14 protein-coding genes are annotated in these 17,128 nt (G+C 54.3%); 11 read left to right on the top strand and 3 right to left on the bottom strand.

Annotation, left to right across the window (positions count from 1 at the left end):
• Positions 1-15: 15 nt before the first annotated feature.
• Positions 16-2,133, bottom strand: a complete 2,118-nt coding sequence (locus QOS46_RS07490) for an RNA degradosome polyphosphate kinase (RefSeq protein ID WP_283608637.1) — start codon at positions 2,131-2,133, stop codon at positions 16-18.
• A gap of 16 nt (positions 2,134-2,149) precedes the next feature.
• The gene (locus tag QOS46_RS07485) at positions 2,150-3,703 is read right to left on the bottom strand and encodes a Ppx/GppA phosphatase family protein (protein WP_283608635.1); all 1,554 of its coding nucleotides are present in this window, start codon (positions 3,701-3,703) and stop codon (positions 2,150-2,152) included.
• Between the two features lie 407 nt (positions 3,704-4,110).
• Between QOS46_RS07485 and QOS46_RS07480 the strand changes: the two genes are divergently transcribed.
• The 9 genes from QOS46_RS07480 to QOS46_RS07440 are packed head-to-tail and all read left to right on the top strand — an operon-like array spanning position 4,111 to position 12,734.
• A complete protein-coding gene (locus QOS46_RS07480; RefSeq protein WP_283608633.1) occupies positions 4,111-5,796 on the top strand; it encodes a PASTA domain-containing protein in 1,686 nt (561 codons plus the stop codon).
• An 8-nt stretch (positions 5,797-5,804) separates the two neighbouring features.
• A complete protein-coding gene (gene thyX / locus QOS46_RS07475; protein WP_283608631.1) occupies positions 5,805-6,578 on the top strand; it encodes an FAD-dependent thymidylate synthase in 774 nt (257 codons plus the stop codon).
• Positions 6,575-7,255 (top strand): dTMP kinase, encoded by a 681-nt coding sequence (locus QOS46_RS07470; RefSeq protein ID WP_283608630.1) that lies wholly within the window; start codon positions 6,575-6,577, stop codon positions 7,253-7,255. Before thyX ends, QOS46_RS07470 begins: the two co-directional genes overlap by 4 nt.
• Positions 7,249-8,160 carry a DUF2156 domain-containing protein gene (locus tag QOS46_RS07465; protein WP_283608629.1) on the top strand — a complete coding sequence of 304 codons (912 nt, stop codon included), beginning with the start codon at positions 7,249-7,251 and terminating at the stop codon, positions 8,158-8,160. The genes QOS46_RS07470 and QOS46_RS07465 overlap by 7 nt, the downstream gene beginning before the upstream one ends.
• Positions 8,157-9,035 (top strand): GNAT family N-acetyltransferase, encoded by an 879-nt coding sequence (locus tag QOS46_RS07460; RefSeq protein ID WP_283608626.1) that lies wholly within the window; start codon positions 8,157-8,159, stop codon positions 9,033-9,035. Before QOS46_RS07465 ends, QOS46_RS07460 begins: the two co-directional genes overlap by 4 nt.
• Positions 9,036-9,057: 22 nt before the next feature.
• Positions 9,058-9,597 carry a DJ-1 family glyoxalase III gene (locus tag QOS46_RS07455; protein ID WP_283608625.1) on the top strand — a complete coding sequence of 180 codons (540 nt, stop codon included), beginning with the start codon at positions 9,058-9,060 and terminating at the stop codon, positions 9,595-9,597.
• Complete coding sequence (locus QOS46_RS07450) at positions 9,588-10,184, top strand: 5-formyltetrahydrofolate cyclo-ligase (protein ID WP_283608623.1); 597 nt, start codon at positions 9,588-9,590, stop codon at positions 10,182-10,184. Before QOS46_RS07455 ends, QOS46_RS07450 begins: the two co-directional genes overlap by 10 nt.
• A 10-nt stretch (positions 10,185-10,194) precedes the next feature.
• Entirely contained in the window at positions 10,195-11,529 is a 1,335-nt protein-coding gene (gene mltG, locus QOS46_RS07445) for an endolytic transglycosylase MltG (protein WP_283608621.1), read from the top strand.
• Complete coding sequence (locus QOS46_RS07440; RefSeq protein ID WP_283608619.1) at positions 11,526-12,734, top strand: peptidase U32 family protein; 1,209 nt, start codon at positions 11,526-11,528, stop codon at positions 12,732-12,734. Before mltG ends, QOS46_RS07440 begins: the two co-directional genes overlap by 4 nt.
• 156 nt (positions 12,735-12,890) lie before the next feature.
• On the opposite strand, the gene QOS46_RS07435 is transcribed toward QOS46_RS07440, so the two are convergent.
• A complete protein-coding gene (locus QOS46_RS07435) occupies positions 12,891-13,787 on the bottom strand; it encodes a GGDEF domain-containing protein (protein WP_283608616.1) in 897 nt (298 codons plus the stop codon).
• 284 nt (positions 13,788-14,071) lie between these two features.
• Here QOS46_RS07435 and QOS46_RS07430 point away from each other — a divergent pair, with 284 nt between their 5' ends.
• Together QOS46_RS07430 and QOS46_RS07425 are read left to right on the top strand one after the other, a co-directional pair.
• The gene (locus QOS46_RS07430) at positions 14,072-15,358 is read left to right on the top strand and encodes an aminoacetone oxidase family FAD-binding enzyme (RefSeq protein ID WP_283608614.1); all 1,287 of its coding nucleotides are present in this window, start codon (positions 14,072-14,074) and stop codon (positions 15,356-15,358) included.
• Positions 15,351-16,949 (top strand): NAD(P)/FAD-dependent oxidoreductase, encoded by a 1,599-nt coding sequence (locus QOS46_RS07425; RefSeq protein ID WP_283608612.1) that lies wholly within the window; start codon positions 15,351-15,353, stop codon positions 16,947-16,949. Before QOS46_RS07430 ends, QOS46_RS07425 begins: the two co-directional genes overlap by 8 nt.
• Positions 16,950-17,128: the final 179 nt, after the last annotated feature.

The raw sequence follows: 17,128 nt of genomic DNA, 5'->3' as shown, positions 1-17,128 counted from the left end.
GTGCGCCCCTTTCCGTTATTTCAGCCGTTTTGCCTTATCCGCATCGCGGATTGGTTCCATCAGCTTGCTTTCCTCCGATTTTTTCAGTTCCGTCAGGCTCTTTCTCGCCATGGTGGAGAAGAAAGACTGACAATTCACAGCAGCCTTGCCGCGCCGATTACTGTGCAGGTAGGTGGTATCCGGCTGCATCATGCGAGTGTTCACATTGTCGCTGCGCAGGATTTCCAAAATTTCAAACCCACGCTTCTTCAGTTCCTCGCCCTCAATGGGGAAGACAAGCTCTACCCGGCGATCCAAATTGCGAGGCATCCAGTCGGCGCTGCCCATATAAATTTTTGGGTCGCCCCCGTTTTGAAAGGCGAATATACGGCTGTGCTCCAAAAGCTGACCGACTATGCTCTGCACGGTAATTGTTTCGCTCAGCCCCGGCAGCCGGGGAATCAGGCTGCACATGCCGCGCACGATCAGGTGAATTGGTACGCCCGCCTGTGACGCTTCGTACAGAAGACCGATGATTTGCGGGTCGATCAAAGCGTTTACCTTTATGGTGATGCCGCTGGGCAGACCTTTTTTTGCGTTTTCGGTTTCGCGTCGGATCATGCGCTCAAAAAAGCTTCGCATTCCCTGCGGCGCCACTACAAATTTGCGGTATTCCGGCGGGCGCGAATAGCCGGTAAGCACGTTAAACAGCGATGAAGCATCGATGCCGTATGGTTCACGGCAGGTGAACACGCCGATATCGGTGTAAATTTTTGCAGTGGAGTCGTTATAGTTGCCGGTTCCCATGTGAACATACCGGCGGATTCCGTCCTCCTCACGTCGCACCACCAGCAAAATCTTGCAGTGGGTTTTCAGGCCCGCAAGACCGTAGATGACGTGGCAGCCGGCTTGCTCCAGCTTTTTCGCCCAGTTGATGTTATTTTCTTCGTCAAAGCGGGCTTTCAGCTCCACTAGCACCGTCACCTGCTTGCCGTTTTCCGCCGCGCGGATCAGGGCCCCAATAATGGGGGAGTGGCCACTGACGCGGTACAGGGTCTGCTTGATGGCCAGCACATCTGCATCGTCCGCGGCGCGTCTGACAAAATCAACCACGCACTGAAAGCTTTCGTATGGGTGATGCACCATTCGGTCTTTTTCGCGGATGGCTTCGAAAATATCCTCGTAGCCCCAGAAGGCCGCGGGGGGGTACACGGGTTTAATCGGGTCAAAGCACAGAGAATCGTACCCCGGCAGGGATGCGAATTTCGTCAAATAGGTCAGATCGATCGGCCCGGGAACCTCGAACAGGTCATTTGGCTTTAGGTCTAGCATTTCCACGAGAAAATCCTTAATCTCAGGGTCGCAGTTCTGCAATAGCTCCAGCCGCACGGGCCGCCCGCGCTTGCGCTTTTTAATGGATTTCTGCACCTCAGTCAGAAGATCTTCGGCGTCCTCGTCGATTTCCAGATCAGAGTTTCTCGTCAGGCGGAAGGGCGAGCAAGCCTCAATGTGGTGCATACCGAACAAATCATTAATTTTATAAGAGATAATATTCTCCAGCAGCACATAATTATTTCGCTCGGCATCCGGAACCAGCAGAAAGCGTGACAGAATCGACGGTACCTGCACGACTGCGAACAAGGCTTCCTCTTCACCCTTCAGGCGGACTGCCAGATTCAAGCTCTTGTTTGAGAGCATGGGGAACGGTCGGCTGCGATCTACCGCCAAAGGCGTCAAAACCGGGAACAGCACCTTGCTAAAATATTCCGAAAGAAAATTTTTCTGCGCATCACTCAGATCACCCGGCGCACAAAAAAAGATGTTTTCCTTGCGCAGGGCCGGCAGGATGGAGCGGTGCAGGGCAGAATACTGCTGCTCGGTAAACGCACGGATTTTGCGTGTGAGGCGAATCATAAGCTCATCCGGCGTAAGACCGGAGAGATCGGGCGTTTTATAGCCCGAATGCACCTGAGCCTTGACGCCCGCCACGCGCACCATGAAAAACTCATCCAGATTGGAAGAGGTGATCCCCAAAAACCGCAGTCGCTCCATCACAGGATTTTCCTTCTCGAAGGCTTCCTCCAGAACGCGCCAGTTAAAGTCCATCCAGCTCAGTTCCCGGTTAATAAAAGGGAGCTGCTTGTTCTCACCCATGGTGTTTCCCCCTTTCTTACAGCATCAGTGTTTTAATGTTCAGTACGGGATGAATCCCGAATACCTCCTGAAAAAACGGCGCGCACAGATCGAACGCCCATTTTTCCAGCGTCAGGTTCCCGTCGCTGCTGCCCGTGATCACAAGCCGGTCGCGTTCCAGCTTGATTGTAATATCCGCAAGCTTCTGCGCTTGCGATTTGTCCAGCGCGTTTGAAAGGCGGAAAATCGCCACAAGCTTTGAAATCATCAGGCGGGTCTGCTTGTCAAGGCGGTTAAATTCCGGGTCGTCGTCGCTGGGCACGCGGTATTCGTCATAGCTCGATAAAAACGCGATGATGAGCACTTCACGGTCGGTCAGGCCATAAATGTCGATATTTTTGACGAGATCAAACGTGCTGTTCAGGTGCTCCTTGGAATTGATGTAATATCCTGCGTCGTGCAGAATGCAGGCCAGCTCCAGAATCAGCCTGCTTTTGTAGTCCATGCCGTGAATCTTTTTCGTCTTGTCAAAAATCCGGCAGGAAAAGCGGCGCACTGTGTCTGAATGCGCGCGATTGCAGCGGTAGCGGTCGGCGATCCACTGCGCGCACGAAATCGCACTGTTGATCACGTGGGTTTCGTAGTTCCGCTTGCTTTTCGGCACCAGCATCTGGCGCAGAAGGGCATCCCACAGCTCCACCTTGGGGCAGATCACCCGGTCAGCGTGCGTGAGCTGTAAAAGCTGCATATAAATTACCAGCACCGGGTACAGCACCTGCGCGCTGGCGTCTGATATGTCGTACTTGGCGGCGAGAGAATCCGGCGTCATGACGCGAACCTCCTGCAGCAGCCGGCCGATCAGCTCCGATTGAATGATATAATGCCCCTGCTCGGGCGTAACGCTGCATATACGTGCAATCAGCTCGATTTCACTGCCGGCCAGCACCAAGTTGCGGATGCTCTTGAGACGCCCGGGGATCGGAATGTGCTGCACGATCAGGTTCAGGTATTCCTCCACCACCGTATCAAAATCGCCGCTGTTTTCCTGAATGCTGCCGAGCATGTTGTACAGCTTCATCGGCCCCATCGAGATGTTCTGGGAGAAGATCATGTTCGTACCATCAAAAATAGAAAGCCCGATGCTGCCGGTACCGATAAATGAAATCAGCGTGTTGCCGGCCGGGAAGTTTGGCATGGTCTGTATCGAGTTCAGAATTTCGGAGTAGATGAGTGTTTTTTCCTGGTCATCCTCCAGAACCTGTACGGTAATTCCATTTTGAATTTTCAGCTGATCAGTGATGTAATCGATGTTTTTGGCCTCGCGCAGAGCTGTGGTAGCCACCACGCGCTGCTGTTCTGCGCCGTATTCCTTCATCACGTCGCTGTATCCATGCAGGGTAGAGGAAAGATTCCAAAGGCTTTCAAAGCTGATTTTACCGCCATGAAACACCTCGGAGCCGATTTTGATGGGATACTCCAGCCGGTCAAGCGTGACGATTCCATCCTTTTGCAGCTGGGCAATCTTCATTTTCAGCATGCTCGAGCTGATGTCGATTACGGCGGCCACCTTGCCTCCCTTTTTCCGGTTCATCAGACAATCCCTCCATCCTCCATCAGTGATATTGCTATAATAATCATAAGTAAACAAATTAAAATGAAATCAATTCTTACCGACTTTGGCAGGAAAGAATTTTTCATTTTTATGTTAAATTATTATAACAAAGGAAGAAGCGAATATCAATTCGATTCCTTTTAAATTTCGGCGAAAAATGTCTTAAAACATCGAACCGAAAATGAGAGCCAGGCGCAAGGTCTTGCCTTTTGCGGGTGGATTGTGGTATACTTCTTAAATGTAAAGATAGGGTGGTCTGGGTTCACCCGAAAAACAGCCGGGGTGATCCGGAATGCCCGGCGTTATCCGCCTTAAAGAGCTGCGGGCGCGACTGGCGGGATAACGCCTGCTTTGTGTGTCCATAATAGCATTATGGAGGAACCAGTATGACTGACTTTGAGCTATGCATGAACTGTATGTCGGAAAAAGCCGTTGGGGAACCGTGTCCTCATTGCGGGCATCCGGCGGATGAGCCGCAGCGGCCGGATGCGCTGCCGCTGCGAACCATGCTGCAAAATCGATATGTGACGGGTTTGACCCAGAAAAGTAACGGAGAGGGTATTTCGTATATCGGCTACGACAGTGTGCTGAATATTAAAACACTGATTCGCGAATTTTTCCCCCAAACAATGAGTGAGCGCCTGCCAAATAGCCAGACGGTGCGTGTGGTAGACGGCAGCGAAGTTACGTTTCAGGAATATAAAACATCCTTTTTAAATGATGCCCGTGAGCTGGCTCACATGCGGCAGCTTTCTGCCATAGAGCAGATTTATGATATTTTTGAAGAAAACGGAACAGCTTATACGGTTGCGGAGTGGGAAGAGTGCATTACGCTGCGCTATTTTGTGGAGCGCCGCGGCGGCAGCCTCGACTGGAATGCCGCCCGCCCACTGTTTATGCCGGTGCTGTCTGCACTGAGTACGCTGCATTCGAAGGGCGTAAACCACCTTGGCATTTCGCCTGATACACTGGTGATTTTGCAGGATGGCCGCATGAAGCTGACCGATTTTGAGCTAGACGCCGTACGCCGTATGGATACCGACCTGCCGCCGGATTTGGTGGCGGGCTGTGCTGCACTTGAGCAATATGTGATGAATTATGTGCCGGATGAGTCAACGGACGTGTACGGTTTTGCCGCATGTCTGTTTTTTGCGTTGACCGGTGCGTTGCCACAGGACGCGTTGCGCCGCAAAACAGACTCGCGTTTGATGATCCCGACCAGTACGCTGAAAAGCCTGCCGCCGTATGTAATTACCGGCCTGGCCAACGCTTTGCAGGTGATGCCGTCGAAGCGTACCCCTCATTTTGAGCGCCTGCGGGCAGAGCTTTCCGCGGCGCCCACCGTTACGGCGAAAATAGAGGAACCTCTGCCGCCGGAGGCCGCTTCGGAGCCAGAGTCTGCCCGAAAGGGCATCCCGGGCATCGTCTGGGCAATTACTTCCGGTGTGGTTTCTTTGGCACTTTTTCTTTGTATCGGTATTTTCTGGTTGTTCCCGCCAAGCTTTGGCAGTCTGGCAAAAAGCGCCGCGGATTCCACCGCGATGACAGAAACTGTGGAATCCACCGATTCCGGAATGTTGATGAACGGCCTGGCCACAGCGGATCTTTCCGGAACGGAACGCGTGCAGGTTCCTGATCTGGTGGGGAAGAAGTATGACGATGTTCTGGCGGCGGAAAGTGCTGGCACCGAGGATTATGACATTCTGGTGTCTGACCAGGAATTCAGCGATACGGTGGCTGAGGGTAAGATCATCAGCCAGTCTCCCACAGCGGGAGAGCTGGCGCAGCAGGGTGTGAAAATTGTCGTCGTCGTCAGTCAGGGGGCCAAAATGCGCTCTTTGCCCGTGATTCGCGGCATGAGCCTGGAAGATGCCTCTTTGGCGGTTACGTCGGCGGGGCTCACTCCCGCAAAAAGGGATGTGTTTGACGACAAGATCCCGGTCGGGCAGGCTGTTGGTTACCAGGATCATAAAGAGGGAGACACGCTGGAATACGGCGCCCATGTAGTAATTTTACTGAGCAAAGGGCCGGATCCGTCCGTTCTGGGCGGTTCGGCGAGAAGCGGAGGATAATAAGAAGAATGGCAAAGGTAGCGTTGATCGCCTATACACCCCAGCCGGAGCAGACGGTGGCAGCCGCCGCAAAGCTCTGCTATTCCGCTGCGGATGTGGAACATATTATGGACGGCCTGACGGAGGAAAAAACCTCCCGTTTTGTCGAGATGCTTTCTGAAATCGGGCATGAAAGCCCGATTGAGCATGCATCATTTACATTTGCGATTGAAGGGGTGTCCCGCGCGTTTCTGGCGCAGATGACCCGCCATCGCATTGCGTCTTACAGCGTGCAGAGTCAGCGGTATGTAGCGGAGCATCAGTTTGGCTACGTGATTCCGCCCGAGATTGATAAAATCCCCGAGGCCAGACAGGAATTCATCGAATCGATGGAAGAGGCCCAGCGCCGGTATGAGGGTCTGACCCGTCTGCTGCAGGAAAAACACCAGGCTCAAATGGTCGCGCAGGGTAAAAAACCAGAAGAGGCTGCCCGCGCGGCACTGAAAAAGGCGATTGAGGACGCGCGCTTTGTGCTGCCAAACGCCTGTGAAACAAAAATGATCTGTACCATGAACGCCCGGTCGCTGTACAATTTCTTTTCTCACCGCTGCTGCAACCGCGCCCAGTGGGAAATTCAGGAGGTCGCGATCCAGATGCTGCGTCTGGTGCGTGGCGTCGCTCCGAACCTGTTCTCTCACTGCGGCCCGCCTTGTGTGCGCGGCGGTTGTCCGGAAGGAAAAATGAGCTGCGGCAAAATGGCTGAGGTGCGTGCGTATTACCAGAATCTGGAGATAAAGTCGTGATTGGTCGGTTGGTTGTGATGGAAGGCCTTGACGGCAGCGGAAAGGCCACGCAGACGGCTCTTCTGTGCCAGGCGCTGGAGCAAAACGGTGTGCGGCTGCGGCGTGTGTCCTTCCCTGATTATGAGGAGAAGTCTTCCGCGCTGGTGAAAATGTATCTGGGCGGTGAGCTCGGGGCGCATCCGCAGGATGTGAATGCCTTTGCGGCCAGCTCTTTTTACGCGGTAGATCGTTTTGCAAGCTATGTGCGCTACTGGCAGCAGGCGTATGAAAATGGCAGTCTGATCGTTGCCGACCGGTATACTACCTCCAACATGGTCTACCAAATGACCAAGCTGCCCTGCTCCGAATGGGATTCCTATCTGGATTGGGTCTGCGATTTTGAGTATAATAAACTGGAGCTTCCCGCGCCGGATGCCGTCATATACCTGGACATGCCGCTGGATATTTCTCAGCGCCTGCTCCGGGAACGGTATGAGGGTGACGAAGCGAAAAAAGATCTGCACGAAAAGGACACCGCCTTTTTGTCTGCCTGCCGGGAAAGCGCATTGTACTGCGCCCAAAAGCTGGGATGGCTTGTCATCCCGTGCGCCGAGAACGGGCAAATCAAATCGGCGCAGCAAATCCATGTGGAAATCATGGAAAGTGAAATCATAAAGGAATGTAGCAATCTATGTTAAAATTTGAATATGCAACGATCGAGGATCGAAAATGGCTTCAGCCGATTTTGGCGGCCAGCGGTAAAATGGGGAGCGAGAATGCGTTCGGCACCCTGTTTATCTGGAATGAATCGTATCATTCTCGTATTTGCCGGCAGGATGGGTATGTGCTTTTGTCCTCAGGTGAGCATTTTCACACCTATAATTTCCCTTATGTGGCAGACCCCGCAAACGCCGGGAGCCTCAGGGACACGCTGCAGCTGCTGATTGACGACGCGGCGGAAAAGGGCTTTGGTTTTCAGATGTGGGGCATGACCGAAAAAGAAGTTGCCCGCATGGAAGAGGCGATGCCGGGCCGGTTCGAATTCAGCGTCGACCGGGACGGCGCGGACTATATTTATAATAGCAGCGATCTGATTGAGCTTGCGGGCAGAAAATTTCACGGCAAGCGCAATCACGTTTCCAAATTTAATCGTCAGTATCAGTGGGAATATGAGGATGTCACGGTTGACACGCTTGATGCTTGCCGCGAGGTTAGCTGCGAATGGTGCCGCCAGAACGGGTGTGATCCGGAAAACGGGCTTGATAAAGAGGTGCGCGCACTGCGAAAAGCGTTTGCCAATTTCGAAGAGCTGAAGCTTTCCGGCGGGCTGATCCGCATTGAGGGAAAGCCCGTGGCTTATACCATCGGTGAGGAAATTAACCCGCAGGTGTTCCTGCTTCATTTTGAAAAGGCTCTGGCGGGCTACGACGGCCTGTACGCGGCCATCAACAACGAATTTGCCCGCCGCAACCTGGCGAGCTACGAATACATTAACCGGGAAGAGGATCTTGGGATGGAGGGCCTGCGTAAAGCGAAGCTTTCCTACCACCCTGCGATCATACTGGAGAAGTACCGTGCGGTACTGAAGGGAACGGAAAAATGAGCGGCAGAATCATCAGGCTGGCCCGTTGGGGCATGCAGCCGGAGCTCGAAATGATATGGCAGGCCTGCTTTGGCGACCCCAAGCGGCCCACCGCCTATTTTTTCAATAATGCCTTTCAGCCGCGCACCTGCCTTGTTTACGAAATAGACGGCAGAGCGGCTGCGATGGTGCATATGCTGCCGGTACGCATGGTGCAGCCGGGAGGTGAAGTGCGCGGCCATTATATTTACGCCGCCTCCACTTTGCCTCAGTACCGTAAGCAGGGCTGCATGGGCGCTCTGCTGCGGGCCGCAGCACATCTGGGGCTGAAACGGGGCGAGCATTTTTCGTGCTTGCTGCCGTCGAGCGACGCACTGTATGATTACTACGCAAACTATGGCTACGAAGAAGCCTTTTTTACCCGCTTTGTAACGGCCTCTGCCGAAGAGCTTTCTCAGCTTTCTGCGGGCGCCCAGCGCGGCCGGGTCATTATAGGCTATTCGAAGATGAGGGAAATCCGAAAAGAGCAGCTTTCCTCCCTTTGGGGCTCTGTTTTGTGGGAGGAGCGCGCGCTCTGCTTTGCAGAGGGCTTCAACCGCCAGTACGGCGGGAAATTGATTGCCGCACAAGCAGACGACGGCGGGGCGTATGCGCTTTGCCGACGTTTGGCGGACGGTTCCTGCGAAGTGACTGAGCTGATGGCAGACGAGGCGGCATTCCCCGCCCTGATTGGGCAATTGCTTGCCGAAATGCCGGCGCACAGCTATCATCTGCGTCTGCCGGAGAACGGAGCTTTGTTTCCGGAGCGGGGCGAGCTTCGGCGGTTTGGGATGCTCCGGCCACTCAGGCCGGTGGAACTGAATGGCAAGGCCTACCTGGGCCTGACGCTGGATTAACTGAAAAAGGGATGTGACTGGAATGACGTATGTTTTTTTGGCGAATGGATTTGAAGAGATTGAGGCTTTAACGGCGGTTGATCTGCTCCGGCGCGCCAATGTGCCGGTTCAGACAGTGGGGGTTGGCGGCAGGCAAATCGTGGGTTCCCATCAAATCCCGGTCATGGCGGATATTGAGGAGAGCGAAATCTCTCTGGATGACATTGAGATGGTAGTTCTGCCGGGCGGTCTGCCGGGAACGCCGAATCTGGAGCAATCGCAAATTGTAAAGGATACCGTTGTTGCCTGCTATGAGAAGGGCGCCTATGTGGCGGCCATCTGCGCGGCACCGTCGATTTTGGGGCACATGGGGCTCTTAAAGGGCCGGCGCGCCACGGTCAGCGACGGATTTATTTCTGACATTATCGGTGCGCAATACACCGGCGAGCTCGTCACCATGGACGGCAAAATTATTACGGGCCGAGGCCCGACGGCTGCGGTTGCGTTCGCGCTGCAGCTCACTGACCTTTTGGCGGAGAAAGAAGCTGCGGAAAAGCTGAGGAACTTGATGCGATGCCAGTAAAGAACATCAAAGAAGTGAAGACAGGTCTGCGGAGCAAATACCGCGGACTCAGGGAAGATTTATCAGAAGAAGAAAAACTGAGGCTGGATTCCGAAATCCAGTCCCGGCTGCTTTCTTTGCGGGAATACAGTCAGGCTGACACGGTGTTTACCTATCTCAGCAAGGAGCTGGAGGTAGATACCCTGGCCATTGTGCAGGCAGCCTGGGCCAATCAAAAGCGGGTGGCAGTTCCCCGGTGCATCTCGGGAACCCGTGACATGGAATTCTATTACATTCGCTCCTGGCAGGATCTGGAGCGCGCGTCGTTTGGCGTGCTGGAGCCGATTGTACAGCGCTGTGAAAAGGTACGGGACGAGTCCCGGGGGTTTTGCCTGGTGCCTGGTTTCAGCTTTGATGTGCAGGGCTTTCGGCTCGGTTATGGCGGCGGTTATTACGACCGATTTTTATCCCGCTTTGGCGGGTTTACGGTGGGTGTGTGCTATTCCTTCTGCGTTCAGTGGAATCTGCCGCACGGCTATTACGACAGGTCGGTCGATTTGTTGGTAACGGAAAAGTATGTCCGTAGGACATCGAAGAAAGCAAGATAGGGGGTTTGTCATGCGCGACGACGAAAATCAGCGGCGAACTCGCGGCGAGGGTCAGCAGGATCAGCGGCAGAACCGTGCTCAGCACTTCAGGCTGGAAATCAATGACAACGATGATACGGGGGAGGCCGATTCGCAGGGACCCATGCCGACCGGCAACGGTGCTGTCGGCGAACCGGATATGCTGCACAGCTACAGCAGCCCCCAAACGCGCAAGGCGATGGCGGAATCGGAAAACCGTGCCCAAAAGGCGGAGGAACGTGCATTGCGGGAACGAAGCCGTGAAAAAGGCCGCAAAAACCGGCGCTTTTTCCGCATGATCTGGGTATCGATGGTGATTATTCTCGGCATTGGGATGGGCCAGTACCTCGTGACCGGAATTGCGGATATGCTTGCGTACCAGAAAACCGAATCCACAGTGACCGTCGAGATTCCCAAAGGGGCGAGTGTCGGCGAAATTTCGAAAGTGCTGTATCAGAGCGGAGTGATCAGCCAGCCGGGCTTTTTCCAGCTGTATTCCACCCTTACGCGTGCAAATGACTCTTATCTGCACGGCACATATGAGCTGAACACAGGAATGGATTATGAGGCGCTCATCAATTATCTTCAGACAAATAACAACCGTACGGATATTGTGAAGGTCCTATTTCCGGAAGGCCTGAATGTACAGGAGATCGCCGCCTTGATGGAAAAAAACGGCGTCTGCTCTGCGGAAGAGATTTTAAAGTATGCCAATTCCCAGGATTTTAACAACTACGACCTGATCAAAGAAATCGGTAACGACAGCGAGCGCTATTACCTTCTGGAGGGCTACCTGTTCCCCGATACCTACGAGTTTTATAAAGACGAAGACCCGAAGCAGGCTTTGGGTAAGATGATTAATAATACAAGCAAAAAGCTGACCACCGCAGTGCGAGAGAAGGCGAAGGAGCAGGGGATGACGCTTGATGAGGTACTGAACCTCGCTTCCATCATTCAGGAGGAATCTGCAAACGAAGAGGATATGCTTCAGGTTTCCGCCGTTCTGCACAACCGCCTGAAAAATGGTGCGTCAACCGGCACGCAGCAGTTGGGGTGCGACTCCACAATCTACTACCCTTACCGCACGAAGGCGCTGGTACCAGAGGCGCAAAGAGATACGTACAGCAGCCGGTACAATACCTATAATTTGATCGGGCTGCCTCCGGGGCCGATCGCAAACCCCGGCAGCGCGGCAATTAACGCGGCGCTGAATCCGGCAAAAACAGAGTACTATTATTTCTGCCACGCAGCGGATGGCACAGCCTATTATGCCAAAACGGCGGAGCAGCATCAGAAAAACTTGAAAAAGGCGGGTCTGACTCAGTGAAAATGGAACTATTGGCTCCGGCAGGAGATTTTGAACGGCTGGAATCCGCTCTGGCCTTTGGGGCGGATGCCGTCTATCTGGCGGCAAAGGAGTTCGGGATGAGAGCCGGACCGGCCAATTTTTCACCGGAAGAGTTGGCGGAGGCCGTTCAGGCTGCCCACCACAAGGGCGCTCGGGTTCATCTGACCTGTAACACGCTGCCCCGTACGGATGAGCTTGACCGCCTGCCCGATTTGCTGCGCTATGCCCAGCAGGTGGGGGTCGACGCGCTGATCGTCGCGGATGTTGGCGTGATGAAGCTGGCGCGGAAATACGCGCCGCAGGTGGAGCTACACGTGTCCACCCAGGCGGGAGTTGTCAACCATGAAACGGCGCGCGTTTTTCACGAGATGGGCGCGTCACGCGTGGTGCTGGCCAGGGAGCTGAGCATGGATGAAATTGCGCAGATCCGTGCCAAAACTCCGCCTGAGTTGGAGCTGGAGGTGTTTGTGCACGGCTCCATGTGCGTGTCCTTCTCAGGCCGCTGTCTGTTGTCGAACTACCTGACCGGACGGGATGCCAACCGTGGCGACTGCGCGCAGCCGTGCCGCTGGTCCTACCGCTTGGTGGAGGAAAAACGACCTGGCGAGTATTTCCCCATTGAGGAGGATGACCAAGGAACCTATATCCTCAATTCCCGTGACATGTGCATGATCCGCCATATTCCAGAACTGCAAAAGGCGGGAGTCAGCAGCCTGAAAATTGAAGGCCGGGCCAAATCGGCCTATTATGTGGCGGTCACAGTCAACGCGTACCGCAATGCAATTGATTTCTGCGAGCAACACCCCGGTGAACCGCTGCCAGAGTGGATTGCTGAGGAGCTGAATAAAATCAGCCACCGTGAATACAGCACCGGCTTTTACTTTGGTACTCCGGGGCAGGTATACCAAAACGGCGGCTATGTACGCGACTACGAGGTCGCGGCTGTTTGTGAGGGCTGGGAGAACGGCGTGGCCACTCTGTCGCAGCGCAACCGCTTTTTCCGGGGAGATACGGTGGATGTGCTGGAGCCCGGCGCGCAGCCCTATCTGCTCACTCTGAATGAGCTGTATGACGCGGAGATGTCGCCAATCGAAGCGGCGCCCCATGCAACCATGCGGGTTTTGGTAAAAACCGAGCATCCCATCAATCGCGGCGCTCTGCTGCGGCGGATGCGCGGCGAATGATTCTGTCATGCGGAAAGGGCAGAAAGCCGGAAAGCTTTCTGCCCTTTTCTCAATTGTTTTTGATTGCAATAGCAGTATTTTCCACTGAAGAAGAAAAAACACTGTTTTAAAGTATATCGTTGATGAATCAAGGATCAGGAAGGACTACAAGGCGGTTCATACCGCGATCGAGTTTTTGCCGTTGCCTTTGGCCTGGTACAGCTTTTGATCCAGGCGATCGAAAAAGTCAACGGCGGAAAATCCATCCTTGGAGCAGGTGCTGAATACGCCGCAGCTGATCGTCAGAGAAATAGTGCAGCCGCGCAGCTCAAATACCTCCTGCTCGATCTGCTGCCGAATCCGTTCCGCAATGCTTTTGGCGTTGTCAGAGTCTGCTTCCGGCAGTACAACCAAAAATTCATCGCCGCCATACCGTGCAACCCAGTCGCCCTTGCGGTGGATGTTATCCTTCAGTATTTTAGAGGCTTTTTGCAGCACCAGGTCTCCCATGGTGTGGCCATAGGTGTCATTAATCTGTTTAAAATCGTCAATATCGATCAAAATAGCAGAAAGAACGCTGTCGTTCATAACGACAGAATATAAGTCTATTGGCAGCTTTTCATTGATAAAGCGCCGGTTATAAACCTGGGTGAGTTCATCGGTAATGACAGCCTGATTCAGGTTCTCAATAATTCGATCAATTTCTTGGATGCTTTTTCCCTTCAGATCCGGCACAATCCCGGTTTCAGAAATATCCTTGAGCAGCTCCACAACATAAGGGTGGCCTTTCAGTACAATCGGGGTGGCCATCACCATGAAAATTTTATTCTTATTGTATTCGATTTTCACAAAGGTATCGTTTTCGTTGATGGCACGCATCGAAACGCAGTTGGCGCAGTGGCTGTTTTTTATCCAGAAATCGTAGCAGATCGAGTCCTCGATTATTTCTACGGTGCGGCCGGAGATGGAAACAACCCGTTTTTTCAAAGGATCTACAATACGAACCAGATTATACATCTTTTCAAATTGCTGAAGAAATTGCATCAACTGCTGGGGATTCTCTATTTCCAACATTCCACGTTAACCTCCAAATAATTTCAGTATATGGAATTTATGATAGCATCCTTTGCTCGTTTTTGCTTGAATAGAGCGCGAAATGTTTGTATCTCCCGAGCCAATGCTTCCATACTCTCTCAGGCAGCGAAAGCTTTGCTTTCGCTGCCTGGAGGTTATTATAGCATGTTCCCCTTCCCCAGCACAAGCAGAAGAAAAGCAGCGTTTGCAAATTATTAAGGACTCATGATATTATAAAAAACAGAAGACTGCGGGCCATCAAGGCCATAGCACAGGGAGGCAGCATGGACATTACAGCAAAATACGAGGTCGCTGTTGTCGGCGGCGGCGCGGCAGGATTGATGGCTGCCGGTGAGGCGGCAAAGCTGCTTGGCAAAGGGAGGGTGGCCTTGCTGGAGGCAGCTCCGCGTGTGGGGAAAAAACTGCTCGCCACCGGGAACGGCAGGTGTAACATCACCAATCTGTCCGCGGCTTGGCCGGTGTATCACGGTGATGCGCCGCTGGCCCAAAAGGTATTTGAATCCGTTTCTCCGGCAGAGGTACTCAGGCAATTTGAATCGATGGGTCTTTATTGCCGTGAAGAGGAACAGGGGCGGGTGTACCCGCAAAACGGGCAGGCCTCCTCTGTGCTGGACGCGCTGCGCCTGTTTTTTCAAAAGCAGGGTGGGGCAGAGCTTTGCGGCACCGCAGTGGTTCAGGTGAAAAAACAAAAAGATGGATACCTGCTGGGCCTGGCCGATGGTAGTACGCTCTGGGCACATCGGCTGATTCTGGCGCAGGGCGGCAAGGCCTCTCCGCAGATCAGTTCAGATCAGGGAGTTTCATTGGCACACCAGCTCGGCCATAGCCAGACTACGCTGCTCCCTGCATTGGTACAGGTAACGGTGCCGCAGGCGATGGTTCGGGCGCTCAAGGGCGTGCGCTGTGCGGGTGCCGTTCGTTTTTTGGCGGACGGACACGCCGTGAAGGAAGAAGAGGGCGAAATCCAGTTTACGGAGCGAGGCCTGTCGGGTGTGTGCGTGTTTCAGTTGTCACGGCTGGCGGCGGAATATTCCGCCGGTAAAACCGTTCAGGGAACGCCCTGTAAAAACGCGCAGATCGCGGTGGATCTTCTGCCTGCTTTGTCTTTTCAGGAGGTTTGCGATCTGCTGCACCGTCTTTCGTCGATTTATCCGCAGCTTGAGGCAAGGGAACTGCTGTTTGGCGTGCTGCCCAAACGGGTGGGACAGCAGGTGATGATGTCTGCTCTTTCGGAGCGATCCGGTGAGCCGGTGGGCAGTCTTGGAGGCCCATGGGTGAAAACAGTGGCCGGTGTGCTCAAGGGCTGGGCTTTTCCGGTGACAGGTACGCTGCCTTGGCAGCACGCACAGGTAACGGCGGGAGGCGTACCGCTCACGGAGCTTTTTCTGCCGTCTATGGAGTCTCGGATCAGCTCCGGCGTTTATCTGGCCGGGGAGCAGTTGAATGTGGATGGAGACTGCGGCGGCTTTAATTTGCATTGGGCATGGATCAGCGGTATGATGGCCGCAAGAAGCGCCGCTATGGCGGCAAAGGAGAAAACAGATGATTAAGATTTCAGAAATTGCCCTGCCTCTTTCCGCAGGGTATGGGGAACTCCTGCGGCAGGCAGCGGCTCGGCTTTCGTTGCCGGAACAGCAGATTCGTTCCCTGACTATTTTGAAAAAATCGGTGGATGCCCGCAAAAAGCAGGACATTCACTTTCAGGTTACCGTTGGTGTAACGCTTGAAAGTGGGGAAGAGACTGTTCTGGAACAGTGCGGTGGCGCGAAAATTTCCCGTTTTCAACCGTACTGCTATGATCTGCCGCCCTGCCGAACACTGGGGAAGCGGCCGGTTGTAGTGGGGTTTGGCCCTGCGGGGATGTTCGCCGCGCTGATTTTGGCGCAGGCGGGGCAGTGCCCTGTTGTCATCGAGCGCGGAGCGGATGCCGACCGGCGCACACAGCAGGTGGATGCCTTTTGGAAGGGAGGCGACTTGAATCCCGAATCCAACGTGCAGTTTGGTGAAGGCGGCGCCGGAACCTTTTCGGACGGAAAGCTGAACACCGGCACAAAAGATGGGCGTGCAGGCAAGGTGTTCGAAGAACTGGTAAAGGCCGGTGCACCGGAAGAAATTTTGTATGAGGCTAAGCCGCACATCGGCACGGATTTGCTGCCGGAAATCGTGAAGAATATCCGCGGACAGATTCTGGAAATGGGTGGGGAAGTCCGCTTTGAAACAAAGCTAATCGAAATCCTGTCGGAGCAGGGCAAGGTGACGGGTGTTACCGTAGAGCACGACGGGGAGCGCCAGCGGCTGGACACACACCATGTGATTCTGGCAATTGGTCACAGCGCGCGCGATACCTTTGAAAGCCTTCTGGAGCAGGGCGTGGCGATGGAGCAGAAGTTCTTTTCCATCGGCGCCCGCATTGAGCATCCGCAGGCGGCAATCAACCGTGCGCAGTACGGCGCGTTCGCGGAGCATCCCGCACTGGGAGCGGCGGATTACAAGCTCGCAGCGCATCTGGAAAACGGCAGGGGAGTGTATACCTTCTGCATGTGCCCCGGTGGACGGGTTGTCGCCGCCGCCTCGGAGCCGGGACGGTTGGTGACGAACGGAATGAGCCGCTATGCGCGCGACGAAAAGAATGCAAACTCCGCTCTGTTGGTTGGCATATCTTCTGCAGATTTTGAAAGCACACATCCGCTTGCTGGCATGTGGTTCCAGAGAAAGTGGGAAGAAGCGGCATTTCGTCTGGGCGGCGGTGATTACCACGCCCCGGCCCAACGTCTGGGTGACTTTCTGAAAGGAAAGGCATCGGATTCGTTCGGTACGGCCTCCAGTTACCAGCCTGGTGTGGTACCGGCGGATTTATCGGGCTGCCTGCCGCCCTATGCGGTGGAATCGATGCGGCAGGGGATTCTGCTGATGGACCGCAGGCTGCGCGGCTTTGCCCACCCGGACGCGGTTTTGACGGGCGTGGAAACCCGCAGCTCATCTCCAGTGCGGCTGACGCGCGGAGCCGACGGCCAGTCGGTCACGATCGGCGGGCTGTACCCTTGCGGGGAAGGCGCCGGCTATGCAGGCGGGATCGTCTCCGCGGCGGTGGACGGAATCCGTGGCGCGGAAGCGGTGCTGACCTCGGCCGAAGAAGCATAACCGGATTTTAGACGCTGTAAAACCCGGGAGCCCGCGCCCGGCGAAATCTGAGATTTTGCCGAATGAGTGTGGGCTCCGCCGGGTATGCTAACAGCATGACTGTAGGGTAGGGCGGCAGGGAATTCTGCCTTGTCCGGTGAATCACGACTTTATCGCTCAAACGACAGAATCCCCTTTTT

Source organism: Faecalispora anaeroviscerum, from assembly GCF_947568225.1.
Taxonomy (GTDB): domain Bacteria; phylum Bacillota; class Clostridia; order Oscillospirales; family Acutalibacteraceae; genus Faecalispora; species Faecalispora anaeroviscerum.
This window is presented reverse-complemented; position numbering and strand designations above follow the sequence as displayed.

Coding starts and splice junctions, on each gene's coding strand:
- QOS46_RS07490 (WP_283608637.1), bottom strand. CDS start 2,133: ATGGGTGAGAACAAGCAGCTCCCTTTTATTAACCGGGAACTGAGCTGG.
- QOS46_RS07485 (WP_283608635.1), bottom strand. CDS start 3,703: ATGAACCGGAAAAAGGGAGGCAAGGTGGCCGCCGTAATCGACATCAGC.
- QOS46_RS07480 (WP_283608633.1), top strand. CDS start 4,111: ATGACTGACTTTGAGCTATGCATGAACTGTATGTCGGAAAAAGCCGTT.
- thyX (WP_283608631.1), top strand. CDS start 5,805: ATGGCAAAGGTAGCGTTGATCGCCTATACACCCCAGCCGGAGCAGACG.
- QOS46_RS07465 (WP_283608629.1), top strand. CDS start 7,249: ATGTTAAAATTTGAATATGCAACGATCGAGGATCGAAAATGGCTTCAG.
- QOS46_RS07460 (WP_283608626.1), top strand. CDS start 8,157: ATGAGCGGCAGAATCATCAGGCTGGCCCGTTGGGGCATGCAGCCGGAG.
- QOS46_RS07455 (WP_283608625.1), top strand. CDS start 9,058: ATGACGTATGTTTTTTTGGCGAATGGATTTGAAGAGATTGAGGCTTTA.
- QOS46_RS07450 (WP_283608623.1), top strand. CDS start 9,588: ATGCCAGTAAAGAACATCAAAGAAGTGAAGACAGGTCTGCGGAGCAAA.
- mltG (WP_283608621.1), top strand. CDS start 10,195: ATGCGCGACGACGAAAATCAGCGGCGAACTCGCGGCGAGGGTCAGCAG.
- QOS46_RS07435 (WP_283608616.1), bottom strand. CDS start 13,787: ATGTTGGAAATAGAGAATCCCCAGCAGTTGATGCAATTTCTTCAGCAA.
- QOS46_RS07430 (WP_283608614.1), top strand. CDS start 14,072: ATGGACATTACAGCAAAATACGAGGTCGCTGTTGTCGGCGGCGGCGCG.
- QOS46_RS07425 (WP_283608612.1), top strand. CDS start 15,351: ATGATTAAGATTTCAGAAATTGCCCTGCCTCTTTCCGCAGGGTATGGG.